This window comes from Streptomyces sp. NPDC102437, assembly GCF_044765565.1.
Lineage (GTDB): Bacteria > Actinomycetota > Actinomycetes > Streptomycetales > Streptomycetaceae > Streptomyces.
Map to the genome: position 1 here is coordinate 15,336 of NZ_JBIWKI010000059.1, position 15,980 is coordinate 31,315.

Below are 15,980 nucleotides of genomic sequence, written 5' to 3' on the forward strand. Positions count from 1 at the left end.
GGGTGAGTCACCTTGGGGCGGGGCAGAAGGGCCGCGCCCACCCCCATGCCTCCCACGTGTCCAGCCCGTGGTAGCTGGCCGCCTCACCCGGGTAAGTCCGCAGCGTCAGGTCGTTGCTGTGGAAGAGCTGGCTGGTGAACGTGGTCAGTCCGCAGGTGTCGGGGACGAGGATGAACCGGTGGCGATAGACCGGCATGGCCTCTACCGCGGGCACCAGCAGGACGTCCAAGTCGTCTGCCTTCAGCGAGGCGCGCAGCAAGCCCAGGTCAGCTTCCCGAAGCACCAGGTCACGCGGCTGGGACAGACCGCGGGCCGCGTCGAAGGCACAGGCCAGCAGGTCGGCCCGATCAGGGGCGAGACGTCCAAGCGGATCGCGCCGGTTGTGGCGCGGGCCAGTTGCTGCGCCTCGGCCACAATGGAGTCCAGCGCCCCCCAAGGCCTGGTCGGTCATGGGCAGGATGCGTGCGTCCTGAGCGGTGGGCTTGACGCCGTGCGGGGGAGCGATCGAACAATTTGACGCCGAGCTCCTACCCCAGCCGGGGTCCCGCTCGACAGGGCGGGCTGGGTGACGCCGTAGTCGCGCGTCGTGGCGCTGAAGGACTTCGCCTGGGACACGGGCTGCGTATAGCTCAGTCCGGTCATCCTTAATTTCATTAAGTCATAACCATGGGCTGTATGACCGGCACCCTCTACCGCCGTCGGTGGGCCACTCTACGGTGGCGAAAGCCTTCTCCGCTGATCCGTGAGGCATTCGGCTTAGGGGAGCTCGCAAAATGGGGCGCCCGGCTCGCGGCGCCTGGCACGCATGCTCGCTGCGTTGCCGAAAGGTCCTATTAGCGCCGCTACGAGGACCTTCCAGCGCCTTGCGATCGCATGCACCAGACGCCGCGAGCTGATCGGACTCCCATTTTGCGAGCTCCTCTAATTCGCCTGGCATTTTTGGATCGCGGGGGAATTCTGCTCCGGGAAGCACCTCTCGTCAGGAGTGATGCCGTCTCCCAGGACGGCCGCCGAGCTCACCAGGTCGCGCAGGGGCCGAGCCTGGTGGGCCCGTGCTCTTTGCGCCGCTGGAGGCACGCGAGCCTGGGCTGGGCGAGGTACGTCTGGACGCCATGGCATCCGGGATCTGAACCGACGTCGGCATGGCCGCAAACCCTTCATCCCAGACCAGGGCGGCACACGCCGCTGGCAAGGTTCTGCCCCCGGCCAAGTCCCTGGACGACATGCACACGGTCATGCTCAAGTCATCTGCGTGCGAGCTGTACGGTCGCCGCAGCCCCTGGCGACCACCGAAGCGCCCTACGTGGAGTCCGCGATCGACATGCCGACGGGCCGCCGGTCCGAGGCACTGGCCGGAGCCCGCGGGAACAAGGATGAGAACAGGCGCGCTGACCGAACCCCTCACGCGCTACTTCGAGGTGTCCGCTGGTACCTGCGGGAGGTCTCGGGCGCGGCGGACTACGACCGCTTCCTTCAACGGCACCTGAGCCACCACCCGGCGGACCCGGTTCCCACACGCCGGGAGTACGAACGGCAGCGCACCCGGTACCGGGAGGAGCATCCGCAGAGCCGCTGCTGCTGATGGGCGAGGGTTCCAGTGCCCCTCCCGGGCAGCGGCGCGGCCGGCTCGCCGATGGACGTCCGGTCGCCGCCACTGGCCACCTCGCCGGAGCTGATCACCGAGGTGGCTATGCGGAGCTCTGCCGTGAAAGCGCGCGCGGCGGGGCGGATCGGCGGAGGGCTGGAGGGGGGCAGGCGTTACGCCTGCAGCAGGCGGTCGCGAGGTTCAGACTCCCTCTTTGCGGCGTCTGATGCCGAACACGACGCACACCGGTCACGGGGATCTGGCCGGAGGCCAGTGCGCTGACCGTGCGCCGGATCCGGCGAGTTGTGCGCCGATCAGGTCAGGAGCTTCCTCCTCCGAGCCAGTGACTCTCCTCGGCCTCGCTACAGCCTCCCGGCATGGCTCCGCATCCCTGTAGTCTGGGGCGCTTTCCGCGCGGCGCCACGGCGCATCCCTTGCGACTGCGTGGCCACTTCACGTCACCGGGCAGGGCGCCTGCTGCGGTCCGGCAAGGCGGCGGCCCGGCGTAGCCGTGCGAACTCTTTCGAGAGTCGGCGGGGCGGAAAGTGCGCGTTGAGGCCGCTCGGGCTGGGGAGCACCCACACCCGCGTCGCGCCGATGCGGAGATCCTGTTCGCCGACTGTGGACCCGGGCCAGCCGTACCCGGTCCGGAAAGCGGCGACCGCGAGCACGGCCAGCCACCTGGGCTGCCAGGTGAGCACGCGGTCCGTGAGCGAAGCCGCCCCCGCGACCAGCTCGGCTCGGCTCAGTTCCGCTGCTCTGGTCGTGGGCCGCCGGACCATCGTCGTCAGCCCCAGCCCCCACGTGAGCAGGGCGTCCGCCTCCGCGGGTGCAAGCACTCGCGGAGTGAATCCCGACTTCTCAAGCGCGGTCCACCAACGGTTTCCCCTGGTAGCAAAGGGCATGCCCACAGCTGCCGAGGTGAGGCCGGGGTTGATGCCGCAGAACAGCACATCCAGCTCCGGCGCCAGCAAATCCTTCAACGGCACTGTCTTGCACCGCCTCGCTGCTGCGATCAGTCGAGTGGGAGATCGAGCAGGGCGTTCTCGATTACTTCGGGCATGGCCGGGTGGATCCAGTACTGGCTCTTGGCCATGGAACGGGCGTCCAGGCCGAAGGACATGGCCTGGACCAGCGGTTGGATGAGCGTCGGCGCCTCGGGGCCGATGATGTGCGCGCCGAGCAGCTCCCCGGTGGCGGGGTCGGCCAGGACCTTCGCGAAGCTGGTGGCGTCCTCCATGGCCCAGCCGTACGCGATTGCGCTGTACTCCCGTGTCGCGGTCACGTACGCACGCCCGGTGGCCTGCGCCTCCTGCTCGGTCATCCCGACCGAAGCGATCCTCGGGGAGGAGAACACCGCGTGGGGGACGTAACGGTGGTCGGTGGTGCGGGGTTCGTCCGGGTGCAGCAGGTTGTGCTGGACGGTGCGTGCCTCGTGGTTCGCGACGTGCTTGAGCTGCCAGGGGGAGGAAATGTCGCCGAGGGCCCACACTCCGGGCACCGAGGTGGCCTGCAATCCGTCCACGACGATGCGGCCGTCCGCGTGCATCGCGAGCCCTCCCGCGGCGGCGTCCACGAGATCGGAGTTGGGCCGGCGGCCGGTGGCCACCAGCAGCTCGTCGGTCTCCAGCGTCTCCGCACCCTCGGGGCCCTCAAGGTCGAGGAGCAGCCTGTCTCCTTCTCTGCCGACACGCAGCAGTTTGCGGTCCAGGTGGACGTTCCAGCGGCTCTGCGCCAGTTCGGTGAAGCGTCGCGCCACGTCCGTGTCCTCGTGTCGCAGCAGTACCTCGCCGCGTGCGATCAGGGTGATCTCGACGCCCAGGGAGGAGAACACGTGGGCCATCTCGGTGGCGACGAATCCTGAGCCGAGGATGGTCATGCGTAGCGGGAGCCGGTCCATGCGCATGACGGTGTCACTGGTGTGGTAGCCGATCGCATGGTCCAGGCCAGGCACGTCCGGGATGTCCGGGCGACTGCCGACTGCCACCACGACCTGCTCGGCGGTGATCGTGACCGGCCCGTCGGCAGTTTCCACGGTCAGACGGCGCTCGCCGATGAAGCGGGCCGTGCCGCGGTAGAGGGTGACGTTGTCACGCCCGGTTGCGCGGTAGCGCTCCCCGCCGGCCGCGAGAGGGTCAATGCGGCCGAAGATCCGGTCGCGGACCGCGGGCCAGTCGATACCGCGCAGGGTCAGATCGACGCCCAGCGCAGTGCCGTGCTCCGGCGCGCGGGCGGTGTCGGCGGTGTGTACGAACATCTTCGTCGGAATGCAGCCGACGTTGAGACAGGTGCCGCCGTAGCTTTCCAGCGGGCCGACACCCTTCTCGATGATGGCGACTTTCCAGCCGGCGAATCGCTTGTCGACGATCGAGTTTCCGGATCCGGATCCGATGACGACGAGATCGAAGTGGTTGTCCATGAAGGAATCCCTATCGGCTTGCGGTGGTAGCGCTGATGCTGCGGCCGTTCGCGCCGGCGGCCGCCGCCAGTACGGCCAGCGCTGCTCGCTCTCCGGAGGCGAGGGCGCCTTCGATGTGGCCGGCGTGGTCGGTCGCCGTCTCGGTCGACGCCCAGTGCAGCCGGCCCTCGAGCGTCGGCCGCTGATAGAGCGGGTGGCCGAAGAGCGAGTAGTCGGCAAGGCTCTGCACGGTGGACGGGGCGGTCCACCGCTCGGCACTCCAGTCCTGCACGTGCAGGACGTCGGGGGTGGCCGCGGCCGGCCCGAAGAGCTGCGCGAGCTGGGCGGTGACGGCCTTGTCGAATCCCGGGCCGACGGTGCGCGCGTGCGTGAATCCGAAGAGTGCGGCGGGGCGGCCGCCGGGCCCCGACATGTCGTGTATCTCCTGCAGCGGGCCGGTCCGGCTGAACGCTGCACCGGCCAGCCCCGCCTCGCGCCAGAAGGCGGAAGGGTACTGAGCGACGACCTTGGCGACGGCCCCCATCCAGACCGGGGTGGATCGGGCGAGGCACACGAGGTCGGAGGGGAGCGCGTCGCTGAAGTCGATGCGCTCCAGCGCCAGGGCCGGGGGGACGGCCAGGACGATGTGCTCGGCGTGCAGCATTCCGGCCGGGGTGCGCAGGTCAAGACCACCCCGGCCGTGGGGGTGGATGGCCGTGACGGGCGTGCTCAGCCGCAGGGTGTCGGTGGGCAGCGCCGCCGCGAGAGCGGAGGTGAGGCTCTGGGATCCGGTGGCGAAGCGGCGGGAGGGGGCATCGATCAGGTTGCCTGCCAGGCGGCGTGTGCCGGTGGCCTCTTGGAGGATGGTGTCGCCGGCGAGATGCTGGTCGAAAGTCTCGATGCCGCTGTGTGCGGCCAGCGTTCGCACGCGCTCCTCGCCGTCCCAGAACCAAGTGGCTCCCAGGTCGAGGGCCCGCTCGGGGTGTGATGTGGGGGCGGAGAGCAGGCGTCCGCCGATGCGGTCGCGGGCTTCCAGGCAGACGGTGTCGCGGCCGGCGGCGTGCAGGGCGGTGGCAGCGGCCAGTCCGGAGGCGCCGGCGCCGACCACGATCACGTCGTGACTGTCCCTGTGGGACATGTATAGCTTCCTTTCTGTTCAGGCCGAACTGCGGTCTCCGTGGGCCGTGTTTCGGCATTCATCCGGCTTCTGGGTGTGCCGAGCCGGTGGCATCGGACAGGGCCACCTCAGGCGACGGGCTTGCGCTCCGAAGGGCCGCGTCACTCCCCGTTGGCGGTGTCCAGGACGATGCGGAAGCGCGGGGCTCCGGAGCGCAGCCGGGTCACGGCTTCGCCGGCCTGCTCGAGCGGCATGCGCTCGATCATGGGACGAACGCTGTTGGCGACGGCGAACTCCATCGCCTCCTCCGTCTCGCGCGCACTGCCGGTCAGGTGTCCGGTGACGGTGTGGCCGTTCATGACGAGCTGGGCCGCGGGAACGGTCACTGATCCGGCGTCGACACCGACGAGGGTGAGCTGTCCGTGCACGTTCAGTCCCGTGAGCAGTTCGTCCACGGGGGCGGTGGAGGAGGCGGTGTAGACGATGAGGTCCGCGCCGCCGAGTTCCTTCAGGGCGGCTCCGGGCGCCTGGGCGTCGCTGTCGATGTAGTGGTGGGCGCCGAGATCACGGGCGAGCTTCCCCCGGTCGCCGCCCCGGGCGATCGCGATCGTCTCGTAACCGAGCTTCGCCGCGAACTGGACGGCGAGGTGTCCCAGGCCGCCGATCCCGAACACGGCGACCCGTCCGCCCGCACGCGCGCCGGCCTTGCGGACAGCGTTGAAGGTCGTCACACCCGCACAGCCGAACGGGGCCGCGTCGAAGAGGTCGAACTCGTCGGGGATGCGCGCGAGTGCATCGGCGGGCACGGTGATGCTCTGGGCCCAGCCACCCGGGTAGGAGAGGCCAGGTACCTTGCGTTCGGCGCAATGGACGACGTCACCCACCCGGCAGAAGGCACAGTGTCCGCAGCTGCCGCCGAACCAGCCGACCGCCACGCGGTCCCCGACCGCCCAGCCCTCGGCCTGGTCACCCAGCTCGACGATGACACCGGCGACCTCATGCCCTGGGGTGACCGGGAAGGACGTGCCCGCGCCGGTGGCGGCGGCCGTTCCGATGTCGGCGTTGCACACGCCGCTCGCCGCGACGGACACACGGACCCACGTGCCCGTCGGCGATGTCGTCTCCGCCACGGAGGGGCGCAAAGCCCCTCGCGGCTCGGTCACAACCATGGTCACGGCAGAGTTTGACATGGTGCTTCTTCCATTCCGAACACGACGATTGGTATAGATCCTGGTTATGCCGAATCAGCAGGATCCCCACCGTAGGCAGAGGAAGGGCCGCCCGGTAGGGGACATCAGTGAATGCGGTGATAAGGCGCGGCTATGATCGATAGCCTGAATCCGGAAGGACTCCGGTACAGGCGGTCCCCGAGACAAATCGCGTTCGGTGCCGCTGCCCGGGCATACGGCGTCACGCAACCCGCCCTGTCCAGCGGGATCGCCAAGCTCGAAGAGCGCCTCGGCGAAGAACTGTTCGATGGTCGCCCTGCGGCGTGCCCCAGACAGCTTTCGGCGCCCGGCTCCTGCCTTTAATCGAGCGCGCCTGGTCGCGCTCGACGCCGTCGCGGCGGACGCCAGGCGGCTGAACGAATCCGGCGAGCAGAAGATCCGCATTCTCGCCCCTGAGCGCCCTGGCGTCTGATCGCCAGGGCGTTCAGCATCGTCTGCGACCTGCTCGTCCCCTCGCGACCTCGTGCTGGGTCGGCAAGCCGCACACCTGCGGCCTGACGGTGTTCACCACGCAGCACTTCCAGGCGCACGAGATGCCCCTGCGTACGTAACCGGGGGGAAGCGCCAGCTACCGGGTCCTGGGAGGACTGGACGGAGCTGCTCGGCGATGGTGCCCCGCTCCAAGCTCACCTCGCCCGACGGGCCGCTGACGGATCAGGGCCGCGGGGTGCAGATCTTCGAAGCGGTGTGGAGTGCCAACTCCCCGCTCGGTGCGGACCCGCTCCGCATTGCTGAAGCCTCGCACTGCCCGCTAGCTATATGCACTGCTTATGCCATGATTCAACGGGATCCTCTACCGGACCCCACATAGAATGCCTAACTTGGCAAGCACGTTGCGGCACCAACCGCTCCATTCATTCCCTGCCGATCGAGTGAGGCATAACCATGGCGTATCTTGAGATCACCCTGCAGGTGGCCCCGGCCAATCGAGTCGCGGCCGCGGGTGTGTACGAGAAATACAAGCAGCCTTTCCTGGACACCGTCCCCGGTGCCACCGGCAAGGAGCTTCTCGTCCGCGACGAGGACGTCCAGGTCCTCCACGGCTTCCAGACCGTGGCCGACGCGAAGGCGTACCTGGCGAGCGACCTGTTCACCCGCGATGTGGTCGGTGGCCTCTCCCCGATGCTGAAGGCGGCACCCGAGGTACGGCTCTACGACACCGTCTGACCCCGCTCGGGGCCATCGCAGCCCAGGCATCCATGCGCCGCCGGCCGCCACGACCTAACGGCCCACGCTTGAGCGTCCCGGCTGCCGCCCCAGTACGGCGGGCCAACGCCGCATAGCCCGCGGCGTCACGTACCCCTCGGCTCCGTCTTCCATCGACGCGAGACCTGCTGGGCCTCTGCACTACCGGCGCATGTCCTGCTGGAACTTCCTGATACCGAGCTGTGAACGTGGCCGCGACCCACGGCGTCGACGACGCATGGACTCGCCTCCGGCCTGGCGGCGCCGTCGTCCTCGCCTCGTCACCGCGGTCCTCAGCACCCCTCACGCGCCGTCGAACATGGGCAGCTCCTGCCCGGCCTCAAGCCCGCCATGCTCACTATCGCCGTGATCACTCTGCCACGCCTGGCGAAGGCCCCCACCTGACCGGGGCCATGAACCTTCCCCCTCCCTCCGGACACCGACAGGTGGAGTCATGTACGAACTCAAGGCACTGCTTCGCGAGTACGACCGTGCCCGCGCCCACACCGACGACCTGTGGAAAGACCTCACCCCGGACGAGGTGACCTGGCGCCCGAACGAGAACTCCAGCGCCGTCGGCTGGCACCTCGGCCACCAGGCCCACGTCGCCCACTTCATGATCCGCAACCTCACCGCGGCCGAGCCCAGCCCCGACCCGGAACTGGACGGGCTGATGGACTCGGCGAACCCGGAGAACTTCCGCGGCGCGCTGCCCACCGTCGAACGCCTCACCGCCTTTCGCGACACCGTCGCCGAACGCGTCCACGCACGCATCGGCGACATCGCCGCCGGCAAGGTCGGCGCCCCGACCCAGCTGACCGTCGTCGGAACCCATCTGCTGATCGCGCTGATCAATCACGAGTACCAGCACGACCAGTGGATCAGCGAGGTCCGTGCCGAAAACCTCGGCCACGCGCTCCCGCCCGACCCCGCCTCGGACTGGCTCAGCCGCGTCGACGGCTACCTCGTCTGCAACCCCTACGCCTGACCACCAGACCGGACACCCCCTTCTCCGTCCGGGACAGCCCACCTGAAACAGGAGCACCGCATGTCCACCACCCCCCTCGACTTCACCGGCCAGAAGGTCATCGTCATCGGCGGCACCAGCGGCATGGGCTACGCCGTCGCCCGCCATGTCCTCGACGCCGGCGGCACCGCCGTCGTCACCGGCCGCACGCAGCCGAACGCCGACGAGGCCGCGGCTGCCCTGTCCGCCTACGGCAAGGTCGTCGGCCTGGCGGCCGACCTGGCCGACCCGGTTGCCGTCGACGGTCTGCGCGTCATCCTCACCGAGGAGCACGCCGACGCCGCCCTCCTGGTCAACGCGGCCGGTGTGTTCGCCCCGAAGCCCTTTGTGGAGCACACGGGCGAGGACTACGACCGCTACCAGGCCATCAACCGGGCGTTCTTCTTCCTCACCCAGACCGTCGCCGGCAACATGATCGCCCGCGGCACCAAGGGATCCATCGTCAACATCGGCTCCATGTGGGCGCACCAGGCCATCGCCGCCACACCGTCGTCGGCGTACTCGATGGCCAAGGCCGGACTGCACTCCCTCACCCAGCACCTGGCGATGGAACTCGCCCCGCACGGCATCCGCGTCAACGCCGTCGCCCCCGCCGTCGTCCGTACCCCCATCTACGAGGAGTTCATCCCCAAGGCGGACATGGACTCCGCACTCGACGGGTTCAACTCCTTCCACCCCCTGGGCCGTACGGGAACCCCCGACGACATCGCCGCCACCGTCACCTTCCTTCTGTCGGACCAGACCGACTGGGTCACCGGCGCCGTGTGGGACATCGACGGCGGCGTCATGGCCGGACGCAACTGACCTGCCCTCATCCCGCCTTGTAAACAGTCCCCGGGCGGCGCCGCCCGGGGACACCGCCCCCGCCTCACAGGAGCACACGTGTCCTACCACGACCACAACGACCATCAGTACGCCAAGAACCTCCGTGCCGGCGCACCGGCGGCGTTCAAGACCCTCATGGCCTTCGACCAGGAGGCTCTGTCCGGAGCCGGGAAAGTCATCCCGCGCAAGTACACCGAACTCATGGCCGTGGCCGTGGCACTGACCACACAGTGCGCCTACTGCATCGAGGCGCACACCAAGGCCGCGCACGCCGAGGGCGCTACCCAGGAGGAACTGGCGGAAACCACCATGATCGCGGCCGCACTGCGCGCCGGCGGCAGCTTCGCGCACGGCTTCATGGCCATGAAGTTCTACGAGCAGTCCGAGCAGGCGGCCGCGGTCCAGTAGCCGCTCCTGCCCCCTGGTGCTTCCGCGAGAGGCCGCACGGGCGCGCTGCCGGCCCCACGCCCGCTGGACGACTCGTCACAGCGTGCCGCCTCCGCGCTTGGAGACAGCACCGTCGGACCGGTCCCGACACCGCCGCCCTCTTGAAGAACCCCATCAGGGCGCAGGAGCAGCCCGTCCGCGGCAGTCCGACCCGACCACCGCCGATGGGCACCACCCCGCGGTACCGGGCGGGGCCAATGTGCCCCGCCCGGCCCGCCAGCCACCCCGAGAAGCAGGCACGACCATGAGCACACCATCCGCCCACATCGGCATCACCGGCCTCGCGGTCATGGGCCGCAACCTGGCCCGTAACTTCGCCCGCCACGGCTTCACCGTCGCTGTCCACAACCGCACCCCGGCCCGCACCCGTGCACTCGTCGAGGAGTTCGGGCACGAGGGCACCTTTGTGCCGGCCGAAACAGCCGAGGAACTCGTGGTCGCCCTCGAACGCCCCCGCCGCCTGATGATTATGGTGCAGGCGGGCGCCGCGACCGACGCCGTCATCGATGAATTCGCCCCGCTGCTGGAGGCGGGCGACATCATCATCGACGGCGGCAACGCCCACTTCCTCGATACCCGCCGACGCGAGGCCACCCTGCGGGAGAAGGGTATCCACTTCGTCGGTACCGGCGTCTCCGGCGGCGAGGAAGGCGCCCTGAACGGGCCGTCCATCATGCCCGGCGGCTCGGCCGAGGCCTACACCACCCTAGGCCCGATGTTCGCAACCATCAGCGCCCACATCGACGGCGAACCGATGAGCACCCACATCGGCACCGACGGCGCCGGACACTTCGTCAAGATGGTCCACAACGGCATCGAGTACGCCGACATGCAGCTCATCGCCGAGGCGTACGACCTGTTGCGCCAGGTCGCGGGCTACACTCCGGACGAGATCGCCGACAACTTCCGCACCTGGAACGCCGGCCGCCTGAACTCCTACCTGATGGAGATCACCGCCGAAGTCCTAGCCCACACCGAGCCGGCCACCGGCAAGCCGTTCGTCGACATCGTCGCCGACGCCGCAGGCCAGAAGGGAACCGGTCGCTGGACCGTCCAGACCGCCCTCGACCTCGGCACTCCTGTCACCGCCATCGCCCAGGCCACCTTCGCCAGAGCCGCTTCCGTCCAGCACGACCTGCGCGCCGCCTACCAGGGGATGTCCGGCGGTACCCGCCCGTCGCTGAGCCGCACCGAGGCCGCCCGGTTTGCCGCTCAGGTGGAACAGGCCCTGTACGCGTCGAAGGTCATAGCCTACGACCAGGGCTGGACGATGATCCGCAACGCGGCAACCGAGTACGGCTGGAACATCGACCTCGGCGCCGTCGCCGGCATCTGGCGCGCCGGCTGCATCATCCGCGCCGCCTTCCTCGACCGCATCCGCGCCGCCCATGCCGCCGAGCCGAAGCTGGTCAGCCTCCTTACGGAGGAGACCTTCGCGCGCGAGATCGCAGACGCCCAGGTGCCCTGGCGCGAGGTCATCGCCGCCGCCGTCCGCCGCGGCATCCCCACCCCGGCGTTCTCCGCCGCCCTCGCCCACTACGACACCCTGCGCGCCGACCGGCTGCCCGCCGCCCTCCTCCAGGGCCAGCGCGACTACTTCGGTGCTCACACCTACCAGCGCACCGATCGCCCCGGGACCTTCCACACCCACTGGTCCGACCCCGACCGGCCTGAGACGGCGATCTGACCCGGACACACAGCTGACCTGCCGCTCAGCAACTGTCCGCAACACCCCGACTGGGGCATGCGAAGACGCCTGCCCCGCTTCCATATCCCCGCAGCAACTCCAAGGAACGAATACTTATGACCGTGATCAACGACTTCGACGCCCAGGCCCTCCAGGACACCACGGTCGCTGTCCGGGCCAACCCCCGGCTCGGCCAAGCCACCTTCTCGGTCAACGGCTCCTGGCACGGCGGCTGCCGCCTCGCCGCGCACACCGGCGCGCTGACCGCGGGCGGCGAGCGGGACGAGACGCGGGCGCGCAGTACGCGATGAGCAGCGACGAACCCACCGCACTGCTGGGCACCGACACCGCCGTCTCACCCGGGGAGTACCTGCTGCAGGCGCTCGGGCTCAACGCCGAGCCCGGCTGCTGCGGCCTGAACAGTCGACGTGTCAGCGCTGGTCTCGGTGACCTGTAGGCCACTCTTGTGGGCGTTGAGGAACCCCTGGGTGCGCGCAGTGCTCACGGGATCTCCTTTTGAGGGCGCTGTGGAACGGATCGGCCGCGCAGGCCACGGGCGTTGGTCAGGACGACACCGACTATGACGATCAAGCCGCCGGCGACCTGGGCAGCGGTGAAGGAGTGGCCGGCAAGGATGGTGAACGCTGCTGTGAACACGGTGATGAGATTGAGGAACACCCCGGCACTGCTGGCGGGAATGACGCTCAGGGCGTGGTTCCACAGCAGATAGGACAGCACCGAGGGGAAGACTGCGATGAACAGCAGGGAGGCGACTGCGCCCGGGGTGCCGGGCAGAGTCGGGCCGCCGGTGATAGCGCTGATCGGCGCGAGCACGGCGACGGTCACTGCGGCTTGGACAGCGGTGGCAGTGATTGGTGGTAGCAATGGTGCGAGCCGCCCGGTGATTGTGTAGGCGGTCCAGGCCGCGATGGCGCCGATCATGAGCAGCTCACCAGTCCCGAACCCGGTGTCGAGCAGCGTGGCCGGGTTTCCGCCACTGAGGACGATGAGGACGCCGGCCAGCGCGATCAGGACGCCACCGGCCGCCGTCGGCGTGAGGCGTTCACGCAGGAATACGGCGGCAGCCAGGGTGATCAGTGCGGGGTTGAACGCGTTGATGAGCGATGCGTTGAACGCGTCGGTGTGCTCAAGCGCCGCGTACAGCAGGAAGTTGTAGCCCAGCAGTCCGAACGCGCTGAGCGCGATCAGCCATGGCCAGGCGGCCAGCACCTGCCGCCATCGAGGACTCTCGACCACCTGGGCGGTCACCAGTAGCGGGACGACAGCGACCGACCAGCGCAACAGGACGAGGCTGAGCGGGTCGACACTCTCGACGGCGGTCATCCCGATGATGTAGTTGCCGGCCCAAAAGAGCGTCGCCCCCAGCAGCGAGGCGATCGCAACTCCCAGTGCGTCGGGATGGGCGGCGCGGCTTGGCTGCCGGGCGCGGGCGGGGCTCCGTGGTCGTCGCCGTCACAGGGTAGCCGTGCCGCGGAAGCAGGTGGTCGTCGCTCCGCCGACCCATACGGTCCCGTCGGGATCGGCGGAGATCGTGATGTCTCCCGCCCGGCCGAGCCGCGCACCCTGGCAGACCTTGTAGCTTGCGGGCGCCGAGCCTGTGCTGGTGAGCCACTGCCCTACCGAAGCATTCATGCTGCCGCAGACCGGGTCTTCGTCCACTCCCACGCCGGGTGCGAAGGTACGCAGCTCGAACGCGTGCTCCGAACCTGGAGGGTATGCGCCGATCGCCCCCACCATGGCCGTCGGGATCCGCGACAGGTCGGGCTCCAGGTCGAGCACCTCCTGAGCGGTGCCGAGCCGGACAACCGCCCAGCCGGGGCCGTTGTCGACCCACTGGTGGGCGAGCACCTGGTCGCGGCTGATGCCGAACGCCGTCACGACCTGGTGCAGGTACTCCGCATCCAGGTCACCGGTGCGGCGGACCTCGACTAGCCCGGCCTCGCACTCCTGCACTATGCGGTCTCCGTGGCGGGGGCTCACGCCATGCTTCTGGGCTCTGCTCAAAGAAGAGATCGGCACCCGCACCTGGCCCGACCGGGCCACCGCGCGCGCCGACGTCTTCGCCTTCGTCGAGACCTTCTACAACCGCCGCCGATTGCGCAAACACAAGGTCCTCGGCTACCTCACCCCGACCGAGACCCGGCAGCACCAACAACAAGCCCTCGCGGCATAACAAGATCGTGTCCAGGATCACGGGAAACTTCAGCCCCTTGGCCCCCGTGGCTTCCGGTGAACGCCGAGGCTCTGGCGCAGGAGAAGTCGTACGTATAACTTCTACTCGGATTCAACGTTGAGGAGTGCGTAATGCCGCCTTCGCCGGACAAGCTGACCGATCTGGACCGGACCCATCTGCTCTCGGCCATCGCGCTCGCGGCCCAGGCGCGCAGGAACGGGAACCATCCGTTCGGCGCGCTGTTGACCGACTCGACTGGAAGCGTCCTGCTCACGACCGAGAACACGGTGCTGACGGAACGCGACCTCACCGGACACGCGGAGACCAACCTGGTGCGGTTGGCCTCGCGTACGCTGCAGCCGAGTCGGCTTGTCCATGCCACTCTCTACGCCAGCACGGAGCCGTGTGCGATGTGCTCCGGCGCCGTCTACTGGAGCGGTGTTCGCCGCGTCGTGTACGCGCTCGCGGCGGCAGAGCTGAACGTCCTCGCGGGAGCGGACCCCAGTGAACAACTGCTCGACTTGCCGTGTCGCCGGGTCTTCGAGGCAGGAGGGAGCGCCGTGGCGGTGTCCGGGCCGCACCTGTATGAGGACGCGGCGGCCGTGCACGCCGGATACTGGGGAGTGGAGCCCGTTTCACCCTGCACGACATGAGATCCGGGTTCGCTGACGGCGCGCCGGGGGAGCGCACTGTTTCATGGGCCCCTCGATCAGTAGGGGCCGAGACTTCCTCAAACTGCGGGTGATCATGGCCGAGTCCGAAGGCCGCGCCCCTGCCTTCGGTGAGTTGGCTGCCGGTGGGTGGAGTGGCGCGGCGGCCACGCCCACGAGTTCAGCGCCGCCCGACGTCCGAGCAGCGGCAGCGGCCGGACAGGGTGGTCCTGCCCGGCCGCGGTGCCCGTCCCGCTCCTTCTGGTTCTCGCGATATCCCTGAGACAAACCCGCACATGGTCGGCCACGCTTGGTCCATGGCGGCATTTCTCTACGACCGGTTGGTCACGGACCACGAGTACGTACAGCGAGTCAGGCAGCAGCGCCCCAGCGCCCTGCTGCCTGTGATTGCTGGAGCTTCAGCACGCTGGCACGACGAGACATGGTGGAACAGTCCTGTCGCTCGTGCCAGTCTCGCCTACGGGAACGAGTACCGCGGGGACGGTAGCTGCACGGCCAACGACCTGGTGAGCATGCTTGCTGCATACGCAGCTCTGACGGATCCCATGGTCCGTGACAATGGCAGCGACCGAGTCTGTCGCCAGCTGGTTTGTGCGTGTATCGGGTGAGCAGTTCACTTTTCAGGCATCCGGCTTCAGCGATCTGGCCCGCACGGGCCTTCCTCGTGCATTTGCGGCCACCGCCGGGCCAGCGGACCCGCCCCAACGGCGCCTCTCCGGAGTCGAGTTCCCGCACCCCGAGCGACACAGTGGTCTCACGGACACCGACGGCACGGGCGACCGCCCTGATCCCGCCGTGGCCGAGCGACCGGGCCTCCGCCCCTATCAAAAATCGCTGCCGCTCGTCGAGATGCGGCAGAATCGCCCCGAACTTGGCTGACAACACGGCCCGTTGCTCTTCCAATCCACCCATGCCAGACCAACGAATCACCGAGCGGAAAGCCACGGGTTAAAGATCTGCACGCCCTAAAGTCAGGACCGGCACGCCCTGCCCATCAGTCAGGGTCAGGTGCTGCTCGTCGTTCTCAGTCACTTTTCATCCTCGATAGATCACGTGTGTCTCGGTGCGGGCGTTCTGCAGTTCCGCATCCGGTGTCACAACAGAGTTTCTGTAGTTCGGGATGTTTCATACGGCGGCTCGATGGTCGCCGATCGTTGTGCTCCGGCCCTCAGTCGCAGGCGGCTGGCGGATGGCCGTGCCCGGGAGATTCTGGGTCTGGGGCACTCCGATCACGATCCGGTACCAGTGGCCCACCTTCGTTCCGCGCCCACGGTGGAGCCCGAACGCCCCGGAGGAGGACCGATGGTTTCACCGCACCTGGCCTTCCCTCCATCCCGGCCTCTACAGCTGTAGTGGCACTGGTACTCTACTTCTGTAGAGGGATTGGGCGTGTGAAGAGGAAGCGACTGTGACGGAGAGCTCGACACGACGGAAACAGCTGGCCGACGCGGCGGTCGAGACGCTGGCCGCGGAGGGTATGCGGGGGCTGACCCACCGGGCCGTCGACCAGCGGGCGGGGCTGGCGGAAGGTTCCTGCTCCTATTACTTCAGGACCCGGCAGGCGCTGCTGCAGGCGGCCGTCGAGCGGCTCGCCGAGGCGGACATTGCAGATGCC

19 protein-coding genes and 1 pseudogene are annotated in these 15,980 nt (G+C 68.6%); 12 read left to right on the forward strand and 8 right to left on the reverse strand.

The annotated features are described in order from the left end of the window. Positions 1–7: 7 nt before the first annotated feature. Positions 8–283: a hypothetical protein gene (locus ACIRJP_RS37825; RefSeq protein WP_404184698.1), complete on the reverse strand. Its 276-nt coding sequence runs from the start codon at positions 281–283 to the stop codon at positions 8–10. A gap of 1,038 nt (positions 284–1,321) precedes the next feature. On the opposite strand from ACIRJP_RS37825, the gene ACIRJP_RS37830 reads away from it, so the two are divergent. After that, positions 1,322–1,582, forward strand: a complete 261-nt coding sequence (locus ACIRJP_RS37830) for a CstA-like transporter-associated (seleno)protein (protein ID WP_404184752.1) — start codon at positions 1,322–1,324, stop codon at positions 1,580–1,582. A gap of 461 nt (positions 1,583–2,043) precedes the next feature. On the opposite strand, the gene mug is transcribed toward ACIRJP_RS37830, so the two are convergent. The 4 genes from mug to ACIRJP_RS37850 all read right to left on the reverse strand — a co-directional run bounded on the left by mug (position 2,044) and on the right by ACIRJP_RS37850 (position 6,290). Beyond that, positions 2,044–2,574 carry a G/U mismatch-specific DNA glycosylase gene (gene mug / locus ACIRJP_RS37835; RefSeq protein ID WP_404184701.1) on the reverse strand — a complete coding sequence of 177 codons (531 nt, stop codon included), beginning with the start codon at positions 2,572–2,574 and terminating at the stop codon, positions 2,044–2,046. 26 nt (positions 2,575–2,600) lie between these two features. Then, positions 2,601–4,004 (reverse strand): mycothione reductase, encoded by a 1,404-nt coding sequence (locus ACIRJP_RS37840; protein WP_404184704.1) that lies wholly within the window; start codon positions 4,002–4,004, stop codon positions 2,601–2,603. A gap of 10 nt (positions 4,005–4,014) precedes the next feature. Next, positions 4,015–5,121 (reverse strand): flavin monoamine oxidase family protein, encoded by a 1,107-nt coding sequence (locus ACIRJP_RS37845; RefSeq protein ID WP_404184707.1) that lies wholly within the window; start codon positions 5,119–5,121, stop codon positions 4,015–4,017. A 140-nt stretch (positions 5,122–5,261) separates the two neighbouring features. After that, positions 5,262–6,290 carry an alcohol dehydrogenase catalytic domain-containing protein gene (locus ACIRJP_RS37850; RefSeq protein ID WP_404184710.1) on the reverse strand — a complete coding sequence of 343 codons (1,029 nt, stop codon included), beginning with the start codon at positions 6,288–6,290 and terminating at the stop codon, positions 5,262–5,264. A 132-nt stretch (positions 6,291–6,422) separates the two neighbouring features. Between ACIRJP_RS37850 and ACIRJP_RS37855 the strand changes: the two genes are divergently transcribed. From ACIRJP_RS37855 to ACIRJP_RS37890, 8 genes are all read left to right on the forward strand, one after another. After that, positions 6,423–6,632 carry a LysR family transcriptional regulator gene (locus tag ACIRJP_RS37855; RefSeq protein WP_404184713.1) on the forward strand — a complete coding sequence of 70 codons (210 nt, stop codon included), beginning with the start codon at positions 6,423–6,425 and terminating at the stop codon, positions 6,630–6,632. Positions 6,633–7,214: 582 nt separating this feature from the next. Then, positions 7,215–7,496 (forward strand): hypothetical protein, encoded by a 282-nt coding sequence (locus ACIRJP_RS37860; protein WP_404184716.1) that lies wholly within the window; start codon positions 7,215–7,217, stop codon positions 7,494–7,496. Between the two features lie 472 nt (positions 7,497–7,968). Further along, entirely contained in the window at positions 7,969–8,502 is a 534-nt protein-coding gene (locus tag ACIRJP_RS37865; RefSeq protein WP_404184719.1) for a DinB family protein, read from the forward strand. Between the two features lie 60 nt (positions 8,503–8,562). After that, on the forward strand, positions 8,563–9,345 hold the full coding sequence (locus tag ACIRJP_RS37870; RefSeq protein WP_404184722.1) for an SDR family NAD(P)-dependent oxidoreductase: 783 nt from the start codon (positions 8,563–8,565) through the stop codon (positions 9,343–9,345). A 78-nt stretch (positions 9,346–9,423) separates the two neighbouring features. Further along, complete coding sequence (locus ACIRJP_RS37875; protein ID WP_404184725.1) at positions 9,424–9,774, forward strand: carboxymuconolactone decarboxylase family protein; 351 nt, start codon at positions 9,424–9,426, stop codon at positions 9,772–9,774. Between the two features lie 283 nt (positions 9,775–10,057). Then, positions 10,058–11,500: an NADP-dependent phosphogluconate dehydrogenase gene (gene gndA, locus ACIRJP_RS37880; RefSeq protein ID WP_404184728.1), complete on the forward strand. Its 1,443-nt coding sequence runs from the start codon at positions 10,058–10,060 to the stop codon at positions 11,498–11,500. Positions 11,501–11,616: 116 nt separating this feature from the next. After that, a complete protein-coding gene (locus ACIRJP_RS37885) occupies positions 11,617–11,811 on the forward strand; it encodes a hypothetical protein (RefSeq protein ID WP_404184731.1) in 195 nt (64 codons plus the stop codon). Beyond that, complete coding sequence (locus ACIRJP_RS37890; RefSeq protein ID WP_404184734.1) at positions 11,808–11,957, forward strand: OsmC family protein; 150 nt, start codon at positions 11,808–11,810, stop codon at positions 11,955–11,957. The genes ACIRJP_RS37885 and ACIRJP_RS37890 overlap by 4 nt, the downstream gene beginning before the upstream one ends. A gap of 44 nt (positions 11,958–12,001) precedes the next feature. On the opposite strand, the gene ACIRJP_RS37895 is transcribed toward ACIRJP_RS37890, so the two are convergent. Continuing rightward, positions 12,002–12,910, reverse strand: a complete 909-nt coding sequence (locus ACIRJP_RS37895) for a DMT family transporter (RefSeq protein WP_404184755.1) — start codon at positions 12,908–12,910, stop codon at positions 12,002–12,004. 63 nt (positions 12,911–12,973) lie between these two features. Beyond that, positions 12,974–13,474, reverse strand: a complete 501-nt coding sequence (locus ACIRJP_RS37900) for a PhzF family phenazine biosynthesis protein (protein WP_404184737.1) — start codon at positions 13,472–13,474, stop codon at positions 12,974–12,976. 1 nt (position 13,475) lies between these two features. Here ACIRJP_RS37900 and ACIRJP_RS37905 point away from each other — a divergent pair, with 1 nt between their 5' ends. Both ACIRJP_RS37905 and ACIRJP_RS37910 read left to right on the forward strand, forming a co-directional pair. Further along, positions 13,476–13,694, forward strand: coding sequence for a hypothetical protein (locus ACIRJP_RS37905; protein WP_404184740.1), 219 nt, complete (start codon positions 13,476–13,478; stop codon positions 13,692–13,694). A gap of 131 nt (positions 13,695–13,825) precedes the next feature. Continuing rightward, positions 13,826–14,347 carry a nucleoside deaminase gene (locus tag ACIRJP_RS37910; protein ID WP_404184743.1) on the forward strand — a complete coding sequence of 174 codons (522 nt, stop codon included), beginning with the start codon at positions 13,826–13,828 and terminating at the stop codon, positions 14,345–14,347. A gap of 687 nt (positions 14,348–15,034) precedes the next feature. On the opposite strand, the pseudogene ACIRJP_RS37915 reads toward ACIRJP_RS37910, so the two are convergent. Next, a pseudogene (locus ACIRJP_RS37915) lies at positions 15,035–15,277 on the reverse strand (ISAzo13 family transposase); the annotation flags it as partial. Between the two features lie 496 nt (positions 15,278–15,773). On the opposite strand from ACIRJP_RS37915, the gene ACIRJP_RS37920 reads away from it, so the two are divergent. Next, positions 15,774–15,980, forward strand: a 207-nt coding sequence (locus tag ACIRJP_RS37920) for a TetR/AcrR family transcriptional regulator (protein ID WP_404184746.1), incomplete at its 3' end; no start/stop codon positions are given.

Excerpts from the sequence above, each read along its gene's own strand:
- ACIRJP_RS37830 (WP_404184752.1), top strand. The coding sequence starts at position 1,322 with ATGCCGACGGGCCGCCGGTCCGAGGCACTGGCCGGAGCCCGCGGGAAC.
- ACIRJP_RS37840 (WP_404184704.1), bottom strand. The coding sequence starts at position 4,004 with ATGGACAACCACTTCGATCTCGTCGTCATCGGATCCGGATCCGGAAAC.
- ACIRJP_RS37845 (WP_404184707.1), bottom strand. The coding sequence starts at position 5,121 with ATGTCCCACAGGGACAGTCACGACGTGATCGTGGTCGGCGCCGGCGCC.
- ACIRJP_RS37850 (WP_404184710.1), bottom strand. The coding sequence starts at position 6,290 with ATGTCAAACTCTGCCGTGACCATGGTTGTGACCGAGCCGCGAGGGGCT.
- ACIRJP_RS37855 (WP_404184713.1), top strand. The coding sequence starts at position 6,423 with ATGATCGATAGCCTGAATCCGGAAGGACTCCGGTACAGGCGGTCCCCG.
- ACIRJP_RS37860 (WP_404184716.1), top strand. The coding sequence starts at position 7,215 with ATGGCGTATCTTGAGATCACCCTGCAGGTGGCCCCGGCCAATCGAGTC.
- ACIRJP_RS37865 (WP_404184719.1), top strand. The coding sequence starts at position 7,969 with ATGTACGAACTCAAGGCACTGCTTCGCGAGTACGACCGTGCCCGCGCC.
- ACIRJP_RS37870 (WP_404184722.1), top strand. The coding sequence starts at position 8,563 with ATGTCCACCACCCCCCTCGACTTCACCGGCCAGAAGGTCATCGTCATC.
- gndA (WP_404184728.1), top strand. The coding sequence starts at position 10,058 with ATGAGCACACCATCCGCCCACATCGGCATCACCGGCCTCGCGGTCATG.
- ACIRJP_RS37885 (WP_404184731.1), top strand. The coding sequence starts at position 11,617 with ATGACCGTGATCAACGACTTCGACGCCCAGGCCCTCCAGGACACCACG.
- ACIRJP_RS37890 (WP_404184734.1), top strand. The coding sequence starts at position 11,808 with ATGAGCAGCGACGAACCCACCGCACTGCTGGGCACCGACACCGCCGTC.
- ACIRJP_RS37905 (WP_404184740.1), top strand. The coding sequence starts at position 13,476 with ATGCGGTCTCCGTGGCGGGGGCTCACGCCATGCTTCTGGGCTCTGCTC.
- ACIRJP_RS37910 (WP_404184743.1), top strand. The coding sequence starts at position 13,826 with ATGCCGCCTTCGCCGGACAAGCTGACCGATCTGGACCGGACCCATCTG.